15 protein-coding genes and 3 pseudogenes are annotated in these 18,632 nt (G+C 60.9%); 3 read left to right on the top strand and 15 right to left on the bottom strand.

From position 1 onward, the window contains the following. Positions 1-2,310, bottom strand: a complete 2,310-nt coding sequence (locus EYW45_RS10315; protein WP_161135254.1) for a bifunctional diguanylate cyclase/phosphodiesterase — start codon at positions 2,308-2,310, stop codon at positions 1-3. A 437-nt stretch (positions 2,311-2,747) separates the two neighbouring features. Between EYW45_RS10315 and EYW45_RS10310 the strand changes: the two genes are divergently transcribed. Continuing rightward, complete coding sequence (locus tag EYW45_RS10310) at positions 2,748-4,547, top strand: monovalent cation:proton antiporter-2 (CPA2) family protein (RefSeq protein ID WP_161135253.1); 1,800 nt, start codon at positions 2,748-2,750, stop codon at positions 4,545-4,547. A gap of 7 nt (positions 4,548-4,554) precedes the next feature. Here EYW45_RS10310 and EYW45_RS10305 read toward each other — a convergent pair whose 3' ends face one another. The 8 genes and pseudogenes from EYW45_RS10305 to EYW45_RS10275 form a co-directional block, all read right to left on the bottom strand. Beyond that, positions 4,555-5,499: a BKACE family enzyme gene (locus EYW45_RS10305; RefSeq protein ID WP_161135252.1), complete on the bottom strand. Its 945-nt coding sequence runs from the start codon at positions 5,497-5,499 to the stop codon at positions 4,555-4,557. Positions 5,500-5,537: 38 nt separating this feature from the next. Next, complete coding sequence (locus EYW45_RS10300) at positions 5,538-6,260, bottom strand: ABC transporter ATP-binding protein (protein ID WP_161135251.1); 723 nt, start codon at positions 6,258-6,260, stop codon at positions 5,538-5,540. Then, positions 6,257-6,394, bottom strand: a complete 138-nt coding sequence (locus tag EYW45_RS25025; protein ID WP_407924914.1) for an ABC transporter ATP-binding protein C-terminal domain-containing protein — start codon at positions 6,392-6,394, stop codon at positions 6,257-6,259. Before EYW45_RS25025 ends, EYW45_RS10300 begins: the two co-directional genes overlap by 4 nt. 99 nt (positions 6,395-6,493) lie before the next feature. Continuing rightward, positions 6,494-6,937, bottom strand: a pseudogene (locus EYW45_RS25020) (ATP-binding cassette domain-containing protein); the annotation flags it as partial. 71 nt (positions 6,938-7,008) lie between these two features. Continuing rightward, positions 7,009-8,295 carry a branched-chain amino acid ABC transporter permease gene (locus EYW45_RS10290; RefSeq protein ID WP_161135249.1) on the bottom strand — a complete coding sequence of 429 codons (1,287 nt, stop codon included), beginning with the start codon at positions 8,293-8,295 and terminating at the stop codon, positions 7,009-7,011. Between the two features lie 4 nt (positions 8,296-8,299). Continuing rightward, the gene (locus EYW45_RS10285) at positions 8,300-9,241 is read right to left on the bottom strand and encodes a branched-chain amino acid ABC transporter permease (protein ID WP_161135248.1); all 942 of its coding nucleotides are present in this window, start codon (positions 9,239-9,241) and stop codon (positions 8,300-8,302) included. A gap of 85 nt (positions 9,242-9,326) precedes the next feature. Beyond that, complete coding sequence (locus EYW45_RS10280) at positions 9,327-10,580, bottom strand: branched-chain amino acid ABC transporter substrate-binding protein (protein ID WP_161135247.1); 1,254 nt, start codon at positions 10,578-10,580, stop codon at positions 9,327-9,329. Between the two features lie 95 nt (positions 10,581-10,675). Beyond that, the gene (locus tag EYW45_RS10275) at positions 10,676-11,467 is read right to left on the bottom strand and encodes an SDR family oxidoreductase (RefSeq protein ID WP_161135431.1); all 792 of its coding nucleotides are present in this window, start codon (positions 11,465-11,467) and stop codon (positions 10,676-10,678) included. Positions 11,468-11,636: 169 nt separating this feature from the next. On the opposite strand from EYW45_RS10275, the gene EYW45_RS10270 reads away from it, so the two are divergent. Next, positions 11,637-13,661 (top strand): helix-turn-helix domain-containing protein, encoded by a 2,025-nt coding sequence (locus tag EYW45_RS10270; protein WP_161135246.1) that lies wholly within the window; start codon positions 11,637-11,639, stop codon positions 13,659-13,661. A gap of 15 nt (positions 13,662-13,676) precedes the next feature. Here the strand turns inward: EYW45_RS10270 and EYW45_RS10265 are convergent, their stop codons facing one another. The 3 genes and pseudogenes from EYW45_RS10265 to EYW45_RS10255 all read right to left on the bottom strand — a co-directional run. Beyond that, a complete protein-coding gene (locus EYW45_RS10265) occupies positions 13,677-13,931 on the bottom strand; it encodes a hypothetical protein (protein ID WP_161135430.1) in 255 nt (84 codons plus the stop codon). 123 nt (positions 13,932-14,054) lie between these two features. Further along, positions 14,055-14,537: a cupin domain-containing protein gene (locus EYW45_RS10260; RefSeq protein ID WP_161135245.1), complete on the bottom strand. Its 483-nt coding sequence runs from the start codon at positions 14,535-14,537 to the stop codon at positions 14,055-14,057. Between the two features lie 9 nt (positions 14,538-14,546). After that, a pseudogene (locus EYW45_RS10255) lies at positions 14,547-15,542 on the bottom strand (MFS transporter); the annotation flags it as partial. Between EYW45_RS10255 and EYW45_RS10250 the strand changes: the two are divergent. Beyond that, positions 15,538-15,960, top strand: a pseudogene (locus EYW45_RS10250) (LysR substrate-binding domain-containing protein); the annotation flags it as partial. The pseudogenes EYW45_RS10255 and EYW45_RS10250 sit on opposite strands and share 5 nt — an antisense overlap. Before the next feature lie 22 nt (positions 15,961-15,982). On the opposite strand, the gene frmR reads toward EYW45_RS10250, so the two are convergent. From frmR to EYW45_RS10235, 3 genes are all read right to left on the bottom strand, one after another. Continuing rightward, positions 15,983-16,258, bottom strand: a complete 276-nt coding sequence (frmR, locus tag EYW45_RS10245) for a formaldehyde-responsive transcriptional repressor FrmR (RefSeq protein ID WP_161135242.1) — start codon at positions 16,256-16,258, stop codon at positions 15,983-15,985. Positions 16,259-16,286: 28 nt separating this feature from the next. After that, the gene (locus EYW45_RS10240) at positions 16,287-17,396 is read right to left on the bottom strand and encodes an S-(hydroxymethyl)glutathione dehydrogenase/class III alcohol dehydrogenase (protein WP_161135241.1); all 1,110 of its coding nucleotides are present in this window, start codon (positions 17,394-17,396) and stop codon (positions 16,287-16,289) included. Between the two features lie 125 nt (positions 17,397-17,521). Further along, positions 17,522-18,622, bottom strand: coding sequence for an alkene reductase (locus EYW45_RS10235; protein WP_161135240.1), 1,101 nt, complete (start codon positions 18,620-18,622; stop codon positions 17,522-17,524). Positions 18,623-18,632: the final 10 nt, after the last annotated feature.

Here is an 18,632-nt window from a genome sequence, read left to right as displayed (position 1 = left end):
TTAGCGCGGCGCTTGCTCCGTCAGCGATGAATCGGCATTCGGTTCGGAAAGCGCCATGAGTTGCTCAAGATCCAGTTCCGACACCGCTCGGGAGAACAGGTATCCCTGCAGCTCGTGGCAGCCGGCGGCAACCAGCGTGTCTTTCTGATCACTCGTTTCGACGCCTTCGGCCACGACGGTCAACCCCATCGCCCGACCCAAGGTAATGACCGACTCGATGATTGCGGACGTATCTTCGTGGCCACCCAGGTTCTGGATGAAGGATTGGTCGATCTTGATCTTGTCGACCTTGAAGCGGCGCAAATAGCTGAGACTGCTGTATCCCGTGCCGAAGTCATCCAGTGCGATGCGAAATCCAGCAGCGCGCAACGCCTCCAGCGCCGCTTTCGACGCTTCGTCTTCACTCAACAGCATTCCTTCAGTAATCTCGAACTCGATGCTGCTCGCCGCGCAGTTTTCCTGTGCAACGATATCGATCATGCGCGACGCAAAATCGGCGGATCGAAACTGCACCGGTGAGAGATTGACCGCCACGAAAATATCCGGCCAGCGCTTTGCAGTACGGCAAGCTTCCCGAAGCACCCATTCGCCAAGAGGCAGAATGATCCCGGTTTCTTCTGCAACCGGGATGAACTCCCCCGGACTGATCGCCCCCCGGGTCGCATGTTGCCAACGCAAGAGCGCCTCCAAACCGATGATCTTCTGGCTCCTGGCGTCGATGAGGGGCTGATAATGCACTGCCAGGCCCTGGCCGCTCTTCACGGCGCTGCGCAGGTCCACACCAATGGCGCGTTGCACCCTCACCCTATCGTCCATGAACGACTCGAAATAGGTGTGCCGATCCCGCCCCTCCGCTTTTGCCGCGTATAGGGCGATATCGGCTTTGCGCATCAGCTCACCGGGCTCCATGCCATTGAGCGGCGCCGTCACCACGCCAATGCTCACGCTCACGTGAACGTTGTTGCCATTCAATTCGAACGGGTCACTCACCACTTCCACAATCCGTTTGCAGAACGCATTCACATCGGCGCGATCGCGCACCGCCGACTGAACGATCACGAACTCGTCGCCACCAAGACGTGCCACCGTATCGCTCGGGCCTGCGAGCAATTGCAGGCGTTGCGCCACCTCTTTGATGAGGAGGTCTCCCGCGTGATGCCCCAGCGTATCGTTCACATGCTTGAAGCGATCGAGGTCAAGCATCAGGATCGCCATCTGTTCGCCCTGCCCGGCATGCCCGGCATGCCCGAGCGCCTGAATGATCCGTTCGTTCAGAAGCGCTCGATTGGGCAGCCCGGTCAGCACGTCGTGATAAGCGAGATGCTGCGCCTGCGCCTCACTGGCCTGCAATTCAATGATGCTTCGCGACAACAACAGCGCCGACAACCAGATGGCGCGCGCCATATAAGCGCTGACCAGAATGACGAGAATGAACGTACCGATTCCTACAGGACCGATGACGCGCGCCATCTGCGTGCCGGGCAACACCGGCGTCCACAGCAGATAACCGACGTCACTACCGTCAGTGGCATGCAGCGCCATGCTGCGCTCGCTGCCGAGCGCCGAGGGTGACCGCGAATACCGCAGCGCGTCCAGACCCACGTGCTTTGCCAGATGCTCGAGATAGGCGGCATGGAAGTACGCCACGCTGATTGCGACGAAGGCGCTGTCAAGCGACTGCGAACTGGAACGCGCCGACACCACCGAGCGAGCGGTCACGATCGCTGGACGATCGTCCAGCAGCATGAGGCGGACGCGCTGCGATCCTCGCGGACCGTCATTGGTGAAATCCTCTTCTGGAGCGGCACTGACACCCGGCGAGGTGTCGCGACCGAAGACGGTCGATGTGCCGGAGGTGCTGCTGGAAGTGCCCGAGCTGCTGGTTGGCTGAAACGACGCCACCACCGGTGCGATGGCACTGCTGACCTTTCCAAATTCAGCGCCGTCGGCTTCTCGCCCGGATACGGCGCCGTAGATGAGTGCGCCCGTCATATCGACAATGTAGACGTCGTCATGATCGAACATCTCGTAAAGCCAGGTGCCCACGTTTTCCCAGAGCCACGTACGATCCAGCGGTACCTCATGCAGTTTCTGCGCGAGCGGAAGCCAACGGGCCACGCTTCCCAGCTGGATCGCCAGATCGCGCTGACGATTGCTGATTTCCACTTGCAGCGTTTTCTCCTGCTGGGCGACGGCGGCATCGTCAACGCGCTGCCTGGCCCATTCCAGGCCAAAAAACCCCACGATCATCATGAAAGCGAGCATCACGAACAACGGCAGCAGAACCGTTCTGACAAACCGGGCCCGCATGCTTTCTCTTATTCTTGCCACGCTTGCCATGCGGATATCCTCAGTTAAGGAACGACGAACCAATCAGCAGCGGCGTAACCATCCACAGATGGTTGGCCGTTGACAGCAATAACCGCTCCGTTATCCCCTTCCCTCGCAGATTTACCCATATATCCCTTCAAATTAGCCAATGTGCTGAATAATCGTTGGGTATCCAGGCAGCCTGAAGTCAAGAATCCTTCGTCAGGAGCCAGTCGATGGCTAGTGCCGTTGCGGCATAAACCGTGTCGCACGAACAGGAACGGCGAAATAGGGTAAAAGGCCTGATCTCGCGCGGTATGTTTTTCTCACGCGGGATTAGTTTTCGCGATAAACCGGTATTTCTCACCGTATACCACCCGATTCGCGGCAGGCCGGATGGCCCCGCGTTCCCGACAACTCAAAGATGAAGGTAATCAATGGCTGATGCGAGCCTTGGACAGACGATCGTCCCCGCTGTCGTTCTGATGGCTGCGGCCGTGGTGGCCGTGCCGCTGTTTCGGCGGCTCGGCCTTGGATCCGTCCTGGGCTACTTCGCGGCCGGCGTGCTGGTGGGCCCATCGGTGCTCGGGCTCTTCACCGATGCGCAATCCATCCTGCATTTCTCGGAACTCGGGGTGGTCATGTTTCTGTTTGTGATCGGGCTCGAATTGCGGCCGCCCAAACTGTGGGCCATGCGAGGTCAGATTTTCGGGCTTGGCCTCGTGCAGGTCATGGCAACGATCGCCATTCTCACAGCGGCCGGTATGGTGCTCTTCAACCTCTCGAGTACGGTCGCCTTTATTGCAGGGGCTGGCTTCGTGCTGTCCTCCACGGCGGTCATCATGTCGGTGCTGCAGGATCGCGGCGAAATTTCAACTGCAGCGGGCCAGCAATCAGTCGCGATTCTGCTCTTCGAAGATCTGATGATCGTGCCGCTGCTGGCAATCGTGGCTTTTCTTTCGCCGCTGTCGCAAGGGCAATCCGGATGGGTGGAGGTTCTCACGGCGCTGGGCGCCTTGCTGCTCCTGCTAGGCGTGTCGCGGTGGTGCCTCAATCCCTTCTTTTTTCTGCTGGCGCGCGCACGCACCCGAGAGGTCATGACCGCAGGCGCGCTTTTGGTGGTGTTGGGTGCCGCGTTGCTCATGGAAGTCGCCGGCCTGTCGATGGCCATGGGCGCATTCCTCGCTGGCGTGATGCTGTCGAATTCGAGCTATCGGCACCAGATCGAAACCGACATCGAGCCCTTTCGCGGGCTCCTGATGGGGCTCTTCTTCCTGGCGGTCGGCATGTCGCTCGACCTGTCCGTCGTCGCCCTCGAATGGCGATTCTTGCTGTCGATGCTCATCGCGTTCATGATCGCGAAGGGTGTGGTCGTGTATACGGTCGCGCGGCTTTTCGGCAGCACCAATCACCAAGCGGTGCATCGAACCTCGACGTTTCTGCAAGGCGGCGAATTCGCTTTTGTGCTCTATACCGCAGCGGCATCGGGCGGCGTCATCGACGCCACCGAAAACGCCATGTTCTCCACAGTCGTGATTCTGTCGATGGCGCTCACCCCGCTGTTGATGCTTGCAACCGACCGGCTGCTCCGTACCGAACCATCAATGGAAGGCGTCGAGGCGGCGAGCGATCTGAAGGGGCGCATGCTCATCATCGGCTTCGGCCGCTTCGGGCAGATCGCATCGCAGGCGCCCCTGTCGAAAGGGATCGATCTTTCCGTTATCGACCGGGACCCCGAACGTATCCGCGACGCAGGACGCTACGGGTTCACGGTGTTCTTCGGCGACGGTACACGGCTCGACACCCTGCGCCAGTCCGGTGCCGGTGAAGCCGATGTGATCATGATCTGCATCGACGATCCCAAGGCCGCCTTGCAAATCGTGGAATTGGCACAGCACGCCTTTCCGCAGGCCAAGCTGCTGGTGCGAAGCTACGATCGTGGCCATGCCGTCGAGCTCATTCGTGCCGGGGTCGAGTTTCAGATCCGGGAAACGGTTGAGTCGGCGTATGTATTGGGTGCAGAAAGCCTGAGGGCGTTGGGTTGCGCCGAAGTCGACGTGCTGGATGCCGCCGATGACATCCGTCAGCGCGACGCCGAACGCCTTTCGGAACAGGTGCACGGCGACGCCATGTCGGGCCTGAACAAACTCCATGTTCGACCCGTACCTGAACCGCTGGTGGGAGCCAGAAAGCGGAGCGCGCAGCGCCGCGGCGATGAAGCTGACCCCTTGATTTAAGACGATCCTATATCGCGGTCGCGCCGCTGCCCTTCAAACCCAGCATGGCGCGCGCCTCATCGGGCGTGGCGACCTCCAGCGACAGCGCTTCCAGGATATGCCTGATCTTGGTGACCTGCTCGGCGCACGAGGTCGCCAATTTGCCTTTGCCGATATACAGGCTGTCCTCCAGACCTACTCGCACGTTGCCCCCCATGATCGCTGCCATGGTGACCAGGGGCATCTGATGCCGCCCTGCCCCTAGAACGGAAAAACGATAGCCCTCACGACCGAACAGGCGATCTGCCGTGGTTCGCATGGCAACGATGTTTTCCGGATCCGGCCCCAGGCCGCCCAGGATGCCGAAGATGCTCTGGATGAAAAGGGGCCCTTGCACCAGCCCCTCATCCACGAAATGCGCGAGGTTGTACAGATGGCCCATGTCGTAGCATTCGAATTCGAAACGCGTGCCGCAATCGTCGCCCAACACCTTGAGAATATGTTTGATGTCTTTGAAGGTGTTTCGAAAGATCAGGTCCTCCATGCCTTCGATGTAGGGCTGTTCCCAAGCGTGCTTCCACTCGCTGATGCGGCGAGCGGCCGGGTGAATCGAGAAATTCATGGAACCCATGTTCAACGAGCACATCTCCGGCTTGGCGCGTAGCGGATAGGCAAGGCGCTCAGCCAGCGTCATGCGGGTGCTGCCGCCGGTGGAGATATTGATGACGGCGTTCGTCGCCTCTTTGATGCGCGGCACAAAGCCTTGAAACACGGCCGGATCCGGCGTGGGCCTGCCATCGATGGGATCACGAGCATGCAAATGCAGGATGGCGGCTCCCGCTTCGGCGGCAGCGATCGCTTGCTCGGCAATCTGGTCTGGCGTGATGGCCAGATAAGGCGACATCGTCGGCGTATGCACCGAACCGGTGACCGCGCAGGAGATGATGACCTTGTCTTGGGTGAGTGTTTTCATGATGCGCTTATCGTCAAGAAGTGAGAACAGTTGCAGCGTTACACCGCCAGCCATTGGGAAACCAGGGCGTCGTTGGCGGTCAATTCACCGGGGCTGCCGTCGAAAACGATACGACCGTGACCCATGACGCAAACCCGTGTGGACACCTTCAGTGCAATCGTCAGCTTCTGCTCCACCAGCAGCACGGCGACGCCTTTCCGATGCATGTCCTGGATGCACTCCGCCACCTGCGCCACGAGCTTGGGCGCCAATCCTTCGGTGGGTTCGTCGATCAGGATGACAAGCGGATTGCCCAGAAGCGATCGGCACATCGTGAGCATCTGCTGCTCGCCACCCGACAAACTGCCCGCCTTTGTATTGCGGCGCTCCTTCAGACGCGGGAAATAGTCAAACATCTCCGCTATGGTCCAGCGATGCGCGCCGTGCACCGGACGTTGCTCCCCCATTCGCAGATTCTCGTCCACGCTCAAGTTGCGGAAAATCTCCCGTTCCTCCGGGACATAGGCGATGCCTGCGCGGCAAATCGCATAAGGGCGGGCGCCTGCCAATTCGCGGCCTCGCAAACTGATGCGGCCGGACGTCGGCGCCACCAGTCCCATGATGGTTTTCATCGTGGTCGATCGGCCCGAGCCATTGCGACCGACAAGGCTCACCACCTCATCGGCGCCAACGCTCAGGTCGACGCCGTGCAACACATGACTCTTGCCATAGTGCGCATGGATATCGCGCACCTCGAGCAATCCGGTTTCGATGGCATTCATGCAGTCACCTCGTCGCCCAGATAGGCTTCGCGTACACCCGCGTCGGCGCGGATCGCTTCGGGCGTGCCCGTGGCGATGACCTGGCCGTATACCAATACGCTGATCCGGTCGCTCAAGGCGAACACCACGTCCATGTCATGCTCGACGATCATCAGTGTTCGTCCCGCCGTGGTGTCACGAATCAACTGAGCGGTATAGGCCGTTTCTTCGTTGGACATGCCCGCCATTGGCTCGTCGAGCAGGATGAGTCGGGGGTCGGAGGCCAGGGTCATGGCAATCTCCAGCGATCGTTGTTCCGAATACGCCATTTCCCCCGCAACCGTATTCCGCCTGGAACGCAGCCGCACCAATTCGAGCAAGCGTTCCGTTTCGTCGCGAATGCGTCGATCGCGATCGATGAATCGCCAGAACGCATACTGCATTCCGTAGGCGCGCATCACCGCGAGGCGCACGTTCTCGAAAGTGGTGAGCTTCGGAAAAATGTTTGTGATCTGAAACGAGCGCGCAAGCCCCAGGCGATTGATGGCTTGCGGTGACCGCCCGGCGATATCGCGATCCTCGAAACGGATCGAACCCGACGACGGCGCCAACTGGCCGGAGATGAGATGGAAAAGCGTCGACTTGCCCGCGCCGTTGGGACCGATCACGGCATGCCGCTCGCCGACGCGTACGTCCAGATCGACGCCGCGAATGATCTCGGTCGCACCGAAGGCTTTGCGCAAGCCGACCAAACTGAGGATGGAATCGCTCATACCGGGTTCTCCTCGACTGCGTTGTCATTCAAAGATGATCCCTGTGGCAAGGACGCGTCAACGTCGAGTTGCGCCAACCGCCGGCGTGCACTCCAGAACGCCGTTGCCCCTGCAACCAGCAGCAGCGCCGGCACGCTCCACGTGAGAATGGCACCCGGCGCCCAAGCCCGGCCGAACAACACGACATCCGGCCACGCCTTGCCCGTATTCAGTTGCAGTAACGATCGATAGTCTTGCGAAAAGAGCCGCTGCAAGAGTTCGATCAACACCACGAGGCCCCCGGAAAGCAACGCGGCGCCAAAGACGGCCAGCATCAGCACGGCAACGAGCCGGCCCATGCCATGCCGTTCGCGCAGTCGGCCGACCAGACCGGCCAGACCACTCAGTCCCGTGGGCATGAACATCATCACCAGGACGAAAATGACGCCTTGGTACAGGAGCCACGAGCGCGTGAGATCGGAAACGGCATAGCCGAAGAAGGTCATGAGCACTGCGCCCAGCGCCGGCCCCAAAAACACCTGCACGCCGCCGATATACGTGTTGAGGACGGCGGCTGCCGACAATGCCGGGTCGAACAAAACGTAGTTGGCGGATTCATTCGAAATGACCTGCAATCCGCCCGCCATGCCGGAGAACATCGCCGATATGGCGAAGACGGCGGTACTCAGACCGTGCACGTTGTAGCCAAGAAAACGCAGACGATGGCTGTTCTCGCGCAATCCCACCGCGAGCCTTCCCAACGGCGTGCGGGTGTACAGATAGAGCAGGACCATGGCCAGCAGCACCCACGCCAGCGTGAGGTAATACACCTGCGTCGTCGAGCCGAAGTCGAATCCCCACGCAGGCATACGCATGGTGGACAGCCCTGCCTCTCCCCCGAAGATGCCCTTCAGATGGGGAGCCAGCGAATGCACCAGCTCCGCAATCGCCAGCGTAATCATCGCGAAGTAGGTCCCGCTGCGTTTGGTCGCGAACCATCCTGCGATGCTGCCGAACACCAGTCCGCCCGCTGCACCCGCCAATGGCATGAGCGGCGTGGGAACGAGCCCTTGCCCGCCCAGCGCATTCATGGCGTGTACGGTGGCGAAAGCGCCCACACCGAAATAAGCCGCATGGCCGAAAGACAGCATGCCGGCCTGGCCGCACAACACGTTGTAGGCCGAGGCAAAAAGCGCGGCAATCAACATCTGCACTGCAGCATTCAACAGCCCTTGCGAGAGCACATAGGGCAGCGCCGCGAGCAGGCATACACCGGCAAGACAAGCGATCAAGGACATTCTCATCGCATCACTCCTTCTCGCCCATCAACCCGCTGGGCCGCACCAGCAGCACCAGCAACATCAGCGCAAACGGCAGCGTGGCCGACAAGCTGCTGATCTTGAGGGTCATCATGCCGCCCACCTCACGCGCCCACTCCCCGGCACCGAACAGCGCCAATAGATCGGCCAGGCTGCGATCCACGCTCACCGCAAGCGAGGTGATGACACCGATCAGCAGCGATGCCAGCATCGCGCCCGACAGCGAGCCAAGTCCTCCGACGACAACCACGACGAAAACCATCACGCCCAGTTCCAACGCCATGTTCGGATTGGTGGTGTAGAACGCCCCGGCAATCGCACCGGCCAGACCGGCCAACGCCGCACCCGCGCCGAAGACACCCATGAAAACCAGCGGCACGTTATGCCCCAGGGCTTCCGCCATGCTGGGCCGATGGATGGCCGACCGCACCACGATGCCGACGCGGGTGCGGGTGAGCACCAGATAAATCGCGATGAACATCGCGATCGCGATCCCGCCCATGATGAGCCGATAGGCGGCGTATTGCGTGCCGCCGATGCTGAACGCGGAAAAGTCCAGCGATGACGGCACGCGATAGTCGACCGGATAGTTGCCATAAAACAGCTTGATCGACTCGGCGATGATGAACGACAGCCCGAACGTGAGCAGCAGCTCATGAGCATGGCCATGACGGTGTACCCGCCGAAGAAAGTAGCGCTCGACCACCACGCCCACCAATCCCACCAGCACAGGCGAAAGCATCACCGCGGGCCAGAACCCGAGTTCGCCCTGGAGGGTATAGGCGAAGTAAGCGCCGAGCATGTAGAACGACGCATGAGCGAAGTTCAGCACGCCCATCATGCCGAAGATCAGGGTAAGACCGGCGGAGACCATGAACAGCAGCAATCCATAGATGACGCCGTTCAGTAAAGAGAAAATGAATTGTTCCATAGCGTCCGGGCAGCAGTCGTCGCAGTTGGGGGAAATTGCCGTCGGCAATTCCCGAATTCGCATGGCATCGGAGATGGCGGTGCCGTCAGCTCGGCCGCTTCATCTTGCAAGTGGCTTGCACCGGCGTGGACGCCTCTTCCGCCGTCAGCAGAAGCGTCGGCTTGAAGCCCATATCGGTGCCATCCACCTTGATCGTTGCGTCACGCGACACGGTCGACACCACGATCGGAAGTTGCGCTTGATGATCGGCCTCGCGCATGCTCATCTCGCCCATGGGCGTTGGAATACGTGTGGTTTCCAGCACCTTCACGAATTCGTTCACATTCAGTGCGCCGTTGTTTGCCGGCGTGCGTTTGAGCGCCGCCATCACCATCTTCATGCCGAACACCGTTTGGGGTTCGACGAAAACCGGTACGCGGCCAGTCTTGGCCTTGTAGTCATCGACGAACTGCATCCCCTCGGCGCCATTCGCCTCGGCGTTGAAAGTGTGAGCCACGAAGTTGCCCAGCGCCAGATCGCCGGCGTTTGCGATGTTGCCGGGTTGGTCCAGATAGACCGTGCCATAGCGAACCTTCAAGCCCGCCGACCTGGACGCTTTCATGAGCAGCAGCAGGTCGTTGGACCAATTGCCTGTGATGACCGTGTCGGCACCTGAGGCCGCAATCTTGGCCACATACGGCGCGAAATCCTGAACCTTGTTCACGTCGTGAAGCGTCTTCTCAACGACCGTGTAGCCGCCCTCCTTCTGGAAATCCACCGTCGCCTGTTCCATGTCCTGCCCCCAGGAATAGTTCTGGTTGATGGCATATACCTTGGTCCCCAGGGCATTGGCTTTCTTCATCCCTTCAACCAGCGCCTTGGTGCGGATCTGCGCATTGCCGGCGAACCGGAAATGATAAAAACTGCACTTGTCGCCAGTCAGCTCCAGCGCTTCGGCGCCCATGTTGATGTAGACCATTTCCTTGCCCGGATTGCGGATGTTGTACTTGCGCACGTCTTCCGTAATCTGCCCACCGATGGCCGATGAGGCACCCTGCACGACAATACTCACGCCATCGGCGGCTGCGGCCTTCAATTTGTCCGCAGCGCCAGACGGACCGCCCTGATTGTCGTATTCGAGGAGTTGCACGGGCTCGCCGTTCCAACCGCCCGCGGCATTGATCTGGTCGATGGTGTAACGCACTGCTGCGCGGTAGGCCTGCCCGGTCGATGCTTGCGGGCCGGAAAGCGTTTCCACCAAACCGATCTTGACCGGGGCCGCAATGGCAACACCCGCAGCCAAGGTAGCGGTAGCGGCAGCGGTCGCCGTGATGGCAAACGTCAGTCGATTCTTTTTCATGTTGTCTCCTCGTCTTCTTCTAGTGAGATATTGAGATCGTCCAGCCGGGGGAACGTGAGTCTCCCCGATACTGTCCGGGGCAATCGGCGATTGCCTCAGAGGTATTCCATATTTCCATCCACGCTGATGGCCTGGCCTGTGATGTTGCGCGCCGCCGGCGAGCACAAAAACAATGCCATGGCAGCGATGTCTTCGGTGGTAACCATTCGCCGCAGCGAAATCTTGCCCAAGTACTCCTCGCGCATGGTCGTCTCCGACACACCCGCCGCCGCCGCGCGCGCACCGATGACGCGGTTCATCCGCTCGCCCTCGACCGTGCCTGGCAGAATCGCATTGACCCGCACGCCTTGCGGGCCCAACTCGATGGCCAGGGACTTCATCATGCCGACGATTGCCCACTTGGTTGACGCGTACGGCGTGCGCAGCGGATAACCCAGCCTGCCGGCGACCGAACTGATGGCAATGAGGCAAGGCTCCTGGCTTGACGCTTTCAGCAGCGGCACCGCACGCGTGGCGAAATAGAAATGACTGTTCAGATTGACCGCGACGGTGCGCTCCCAATCGACCCGGCCAATGTCTTCCACTGGTCCGGTGGGCCCCGCGATGCCGACGTTGTTGACCAGCACATCCAAACCGCCCAATGTGCTCTTCACATCGTCGAACACCGTATCGACGTCACGCGCGACCGAGGCATCTGCCACGCTCGTCGTAATTTCTGGAAATTCGGCTGATAACCGCGCCAGACCTGTCCGGTCGATGTCGCAGACGTGCACGCGCGCACCGGCTTCACAAAACGCCGCGGCGACGGTCGCACCGATACCGGACGCCCCTGCGCTGACCAGCACCCGGAGCCCCCGCACGGGGCGCAACAAATCCAAAACTCGCATATTCACCCACCGCCTCCGTGATCCTGTAGCGATAGTCTCGGGCAACGTCACAGGCGAACCTACGTGCACATCGCACACCGATCATTTCGATTTAATATGGGATTTGCACACTCACCCTGCTTACAGGTCTCCTTCATCCCGTGCTGTGCTCGTTTCAAGGCCCTCATCGATGACGCCGTCCGCTCCGGCCGATCCCCGCCACACCGAGGCCGACTCCCGCGTTGGCCAGCCGCCGCAGCCGGAGTCGGTTGCCGCCGATCTGCTGGCGTTGCTCAGCAGCAATGCCCCGAGCGCCGCCTTCTCCAATTGCCTTGCCGACCTCCAGGCACTTCCCGACCGGATGACGCGCAAGCCGGGGTTGATCGAACTCGCGCGCATGGCAATGGGGCTGCGCAACCAACTCGATCAGCATGAGCAACGTGAACGCGGCATGCTGGCGGTGATCGAATCCGCACAGGATCTCTCGGCGCGGCTGGATTTGCCCGAGCTGCTGCAAGCCATCGTCACCCGTGCGCGCGACCTGTTGCGCGCGAATCTATGCTGGCTCACGATCTTCGATGCCGACCTCGGAGAGTTCAAGGTCGTCGTGGCCGACGGCGCCATTGCCACGCGAACAGGAAAAATGACGGCAAAGCGCAACCTCGGTGTGGCCGGCATCGTGATGACGACGCGAATGCCCTTCTCCACGCCGGACTATCTGCACGACAATCGGTTCGCGCACGATGCCAATCTGGACGACATTTTCCGCGACGAGGGCATCGCAGCCCTGGTCGGCGCCCCGCTGATCTGGAACAACGACGTGATCGGCTTGCTCTTCGTTGCCGATCGCTACCATCGCACGCACACCGCGCTGAACGTTTCAATCCTGTGCACGCTGGCCACACATGCCGCCGTCGCCATCAACAACGCAAAGGCCTTTTCCTATGCCCAATCTGCCGTCGATCGCGCTGACGAGGCCCGCGCTGAACTCGAACGTCATACGCGCGACGTCCAAGCTGCGGCTGAAGCCCACGAACGTCTGACCTCGCTACTGGCGCGCGGCGCCTCATTGAGCGAACTATGCCAATCCATCGCGCAGCTGCTGCAAGGCAGCCTGCTCGTGCTGGACGAAACGCATCAGATCATCGCTCGCGCGGATGCGCCTGAATACGAGGGTCATGCGGCGGGTCAATACCAACCTTATGGATCGCATAGTGCTGCCTTGACGCGAGCCCTGAGCGAAAGCCGCCGCGCGGGCAGATCGACGATTGCCTACGAAGCCGGCGGGGAATTGTGTCGCGCCATCGCCGTCATCGGCGGCGATGGCGCACTCGGCGCAGTCCTGCTGTTTCGAAAAGAAGACATGCGGGATAGCTTCGTGCGCACATTCGAACGCAGCAGCAGCATCATCGGCATCGTGCTGCTTTCCCAGGAGCGAATGGAAGCCAGCAGAAGCCGTGCGATGTCGGACCTGCTGCAGACGCTCGTCTCGCCGCGGCTGGGTGAGCCGACTTTGGCACGTGACCGGGCCGAGCGCTTCGGCCTCGATATCACACGTCCAATGGTGCTCATGCTGGTCGACGTTCCGCACGTCGAACCGCGCTTTTTCGCAGGCCGGCTGCGAGCGGAACTATCGGTGCCGGGGATGGTGCTGGACGAGGTGGATGGTGTGCTGACTTTCGTTTGCAACGCCACGCATGTCCAGGGGCTCAGCGCCGCGTTGGAAACACACCTGCGCCGCAACGCTGCGACGGATTTCTGCGGCGTACGCTCTCGCCCGGTCGACAGCGCCACAGCGCTTCCGGCACGTTACGCCGCACTGCGACGAGCGCTTCTGGTCGTGGGTCGATTGGGCATGCGCGGCCGCATTGTTGCGCAAAGCGAGATGGCGGTGTATTCCGTTTTGTTCGAGTCGGAGAATGGTGCGAGCCTGACCCAGTTCCTGGCGACGACGATCGGCGCCGTCGTCGATCACGACCGAAAGCGTGGCACGGCACTGGCACTCACCTTGCTCGCGTTTTTCGACAACCGGCAGAACGCTTCAGTCACCGCCATGCAGTTGGGCATCCATGTAAACACGATGCGCCAGCGGCTGAACACTGTGAGCACACTGATCGGGATAGACTGGAATGAAACGCATCGGGCATTGGAGGTTCACATCGCCTTGCGTCTGTGGCGGCTGGGCGTAACTGCGACGCCAGAAGACGAAAATTGATCTTTTCGCACGTGGTCAATTGCTGTTGATCAAATCCTGCGTATCCCGAATAAACCACGGGAGATTCAACTTTGCACCCGACCCGGACTGTATGGTCAACCGTTGGTCCGAAGGATCACCAGTGCTGCGCGCGCCCTGCGCCGTTGCAGATGAGTCGCTTCGGTAATCCAGTTCGGCTTCCTGCCGCGACGGACGATCCGCGCAGGCGGCGATCGACGTACACGCGACCAGAACGGCGACGGCTTTGAGGGTGGAATGAACGATCGTCATCATGAACGGGCTCCAACTGAAGGCACGGGCAAAAGAACAGGCAAGCAACGCCCACGTTTCTTACCTTACTCGCATTGGCAAACTTATCGGCTTACCCCATGTGGGGTGTAGAAGGATCGCCCATCAGACTCTGGCCAGGCGTTTGATCAGGGCCTCATGCGCGGGAAAATCTTGCAGCAGCAGATCGGTATCCGCCAGTTCAAACTCGCTGAACTCGAACCCGGGCGCCACGGTGCATCCCACCAAGGCGAATGACGCGGGATCCGCCACTTCGGCAGCAAACCAGTGACCTGCCTGCACCGTTGCCTGGAACACCGTTTGATGCGGGTCCGCGCCAAGGCGATGCGTACGCAGCTCACCATCGGGCAGGAGTTCATGCACCTCCAGTGCTGTGCCCGCATGGAAATGCCAGGTTTCGTCCGATCGAATTCGATGCCAAGTGGACCACGCACCGTCGCACAGCAAATAATAAATGGCCGTGCTGGCCGAACGGCTCACGCCGTCGGCGCAAGTGACCGTTTCCGGCGATCGGTAGGTTTCACGATAGAACCCGCCTTCAGGATGGGGTTGCAAAGCGAGATGATGCACGAGCGCTTGAGGGGTCATGCCGTTAGCTTAACGCAAGCCTTCCGGCAAGGCATTCGTGTGCGCGCGCGACGCCCGGAAGGTCAGGAAGGCACCGGCCAACAGTACCGCCGCACTCGCGATGAACGTGCTTTGGTAGCCGCTGGTGTCGAACAGCACACCGCCCACGGTGGAACCCAGAGCGATGGCGAGTTGAACCACGGCCACCATCATGCCTCCGCCAGCCTCGGCATCGTGCGGCATGGCCTGAGCGATCCAGGTCCACCAGCCCACGGGCGTTGCCGTTGCCATCAATCCCCACAGCCCCAGCAGCACGGCCACGGGAAGCACCTCGCCGCCGAGCGGAATCAACGCCAGAGCAATCAACGACATGACGACCGGAATGCCGATGAGCGGCCCATAAAGGCTCCGCTTCAGCATCGATCCGATGGCCACGGTGCCGACAAACCCCGCCACACCGATCACCAGCAGCAGCAACGACAGCGTGGAAACGCTGACGTGCGTCACGGTTTCCAGAAATGGGCGGAGATAGGTGAACAGCGCGAATTGACCCATGAAGAAGGCGCCGCACCCGGCCATGCCATAAGCCACCGCGCGGCGCTTGAATACGCTGAATACATTGCCCGCGCCTGCTGCGCGTGTGTTCGTTTTCATCGCTGGCAACGCGATCCACTGCCAGGCCAGTGCAACCAGCGCCACGGGCACGAGCGCGAAGAAAGCCCCCCGCCAGCCCACGATGGCCCCCAGATAGCTTCCCAGCGGCGCGGCGATCACCGTGGCCAAGGCGTTGCCGCCGTTGAAGATCGCCAAGGCCTTGGGCACCTGATCGGGGGGTACCAGCCGAATGGCCATCGCGGCGGACATCGACCAGAAACCGCCGATCACCACACCGATGAGCGCACGGCCGACCATATAGGCGATGTAGTTTGGGGCCATCGCCACGATGGCGCCCGAGATGCCCATGAGCACGGTCAGCGCCAACAGCAGCTTCTTGCGATCCATGGTGCCGGCCAGCGCCGAGATGGCCGTCCCGATCGGCGCCAGGCTACGCATGGCCGCGGTGGCCACGCCAGGCTACCTCGCCGATCGTGCCAAGCCGAAGCGACCGGAAGACCTGACGAAGCACAGTTGCATCAACCTGCGCTTTCCCACGCACGGCGGGTTGTACGTGTGGGAGTTCGAACGCAAAGGAAAGCAGGTGAATGTTCGGGTAGAGGGGCAGGTTACCGTCAACAGTACGCCGCACATCGTGTTGGCGGCGCTGGAGGGGCTGGGAATCGCCTTTCTTCCAGAAGAAGAATTCGCCCCCCATATCGATGAAGGCCGCCTCGTTCGGATACTCGAAGACTGGTGCGTACCTTTCGAGGGCTACTACCTCTACTACCCCAGCCGACGCCAGCCTTCACCTGCGTTTTCGTTGGTGCTCGATGCGCTGCGCGCCTGATCCTGACGGACCTGCCGGTGCACTACCGCAGGTAGGTGCGCACGAGCGATACCACCTCGTCGATCGATGCGGTTTGTTCGGGCGTGGTGTTGGCCAGCGTGGTGAACTCCTCGCGCAGATGGCTCTCCAGCACGCCGGCCATCAAGCCATTGACGGCGCCCCGAATTGCCGCGATCTGCTGCAACACGGGCCCGCACTCCGCCCCTTTTTCCAGTGCAACAGCGAGTGCGTCGAGCTGGCCGCGCACCCGTCGTACCCGTGCCAACACGCGTTTCTTTTCAGCGGGGGTAGAGGGCATCGTGTCTCCAGTCAGGGCCTATGCACGATCAATACTTGATGACCGAGCGGATCGACTCGCCATTGTGCATCAGTTCGAAGGCGCTGTTGATCTGTTCCAACGGCATCGTGTGCGTGACGAAAGGCGCGAGTTCGATGTCGCCTTTCATCGCGTCCTCAACCATTCCCGGCAACTGCGAGCGGCCCTTGACGCCGCCGAACGCCGATCCTTTCCAGGTGCGGCCCGTTACCAGTTGGAAAGGCCGCGTCGAGATCTCTTGACCTGCGCCAGCCACGCCGATCACGATGGATTGTCCCCAGCCCCGATGCGCGCATTCGAGGGCCGACCGCATCACGTTCACGTTGCCGATGCACTCAAACGAGTGATCCACGCCCCAGCCCGTCATCTCGACGATGACTTCCTGGATCGGCTTATCGAAATCCTTGGGGTTGATGCAGTCCGTCGCGCCGAAGGTGCGCGCGAGATCGAACTTGGCCGGGTTCGTATCGATGGCAATGACGCGGCCGGCTTTGGCCTGGCGTGCGCCCTGGATCACGGCGAGTCCGATACCGCCCAGGCCAAACACGGCCACCGAATCGCCAGGCTGCACTTTGGCCGTGTTGTGTACCGCGCCGATGCCGGTGGTCACGCCGCATCCAAGCAGGCAGACGTGCTCATGATTGGCTTGTGGGTTGATCTTGGCCAACGACACTTCGGCCACGACCGTGTACTCGCTGAAGGTCGAGCAGCCCATGTAGTGATAAAGCGGCTCGCCGTTATAGGAAAAGCGCGTGGTGCCATCGGGCATCACGCCCTTACCCTGCGTGGCGCGTACGGCCACACACAGATTGGTCTTGCCTGACTTGCAGAACAGGCACTCGCCGCACTCGGCGGTATAGAGGGGGATCACATGATCGCCGGCCTTCAGGCTGGTCACGCCAGCGCCCACCTCCACGACGATGCCGGCACCCTCATGGCCCAGCACGACCGGAAACAAGCCTTCGGGATCGTCACCCGACAGGGTAAAGGCATCGGTGTGGCACACGCCCGTATCGGTGATCCTGATGAGCACTTCGCCGGCGCGGGGCGGCGCCACGTCGATTTCGACGATTTCCAGCGGCTTACCGGGCGCGAAAGCGACTGCGGCACGTGACTTCATGTGAAATTCCTTAGATCGAGAGCGGTGACGTTGGCCGGCGGCATCTCCCTCGAGGCAAAGGCAGTCCGACCAGATACTAGCCGGGAGTATACACAGATACTGGTAGGGGGTATGTTCGAACAGCGCTATACGGCAGCGCGGGGATAGTCGATATATCCGCGGGCACCGCCCGCATACCAAGTGTCTCGCGGTGGCACCGGCGCTAGCGAGACATCCCGCTCGAATCGCTCGACGAGATCCGGGTTGGAGAGGTACGGCGCACCGAACGCCACGACGTCCGCTCCCCCTGCGTGCACCAACGCCTCGGCGGTAGCTTTCGTCAGACCGCCATTCGCGATGATGCGTCCGTCGTAGAACTTACGGAAGTACGCGGCGGTGCCATCCTTCAAGCGTTCAACCGGCGTGCCGCTGAGATCGGTGGCACCGTTCTGAAATTGCATGTACGCGAGCTTCAGTGTCGATACCTGCGCGACGAGATACTCGTACGTTGGAAGCGTCTGCGCCGTGGGCTGAAGATCACCCATCGACAAAGCGGGACTGAGCTTGATGCCAATACGGCCCGGCCGCCATTCTGAAATCATCGCCTGCAAGATTTCCAACGGAAACCGGCATCGGTTCTCGATACTCCCGCCGTAGTCGTCTTCCCGAAGATTGAATCGATCGTTCAGAAATTCGGGGATCAGATAGCCCACTGTGCCGTGCAACTCCACGCCGTCAAACCCTGCCTTCTGCGCCAATCGCGTCGCCTTGGCATAGTCGTCAATCGTTCGGGAAATATCCGATCGCGTCATGGCCGCCGGCACAGGTGAGGTTTCAAAACCGCCGGGCGTAAACACCTGTTGATTCACGCTGACTGCCGATGGGGCAAGCGGCAGTGCACCATTCAGCAACGCAGGGTGGGAGACGGCACCGCAATGCCCCAGTTGCACCACGATTCGGCCACCAGCCTCATGGACGGCATCCGTCACACCTTTCCAACCCTCCGCCTGCGCATCGGTGAAGAGTCCGGGTGCATTGATCGCACCGATCGCTTCCCGGCTCGGCCACGTGCCTTCGGTCAGGATCAAGCCGGCCGAGGCGCGCTGCCGATAATATTCAGCTTGCAGCGCGATCGGAATCAGGGCCGAATTCTCAGTACGTGCGCGGGACATCGACGCCATGGCGATGCGGTTGGGAAGTTCGATTTCACCGAGCTTGATCGGTTGGAACAGAATATCGGTCGGCATGGCAATTCCT

This window comes from Schauerella aestuarii (assembly GCF_009866805.1).
In the GTDB taxonomy this organism is placed as follows: domain Bacteria; phylum Pseudomonadota; class Gammaproteobacteria; order Burkholderiales; family Burkholderiaceae_B; genus Schauerella; species Schauerella aestuarii.
The sequence above is the reverse complement of the archived record's forward strand: the minus strand, read 5'-3'. Positions and strand labels throughout refer to the sequence as shown.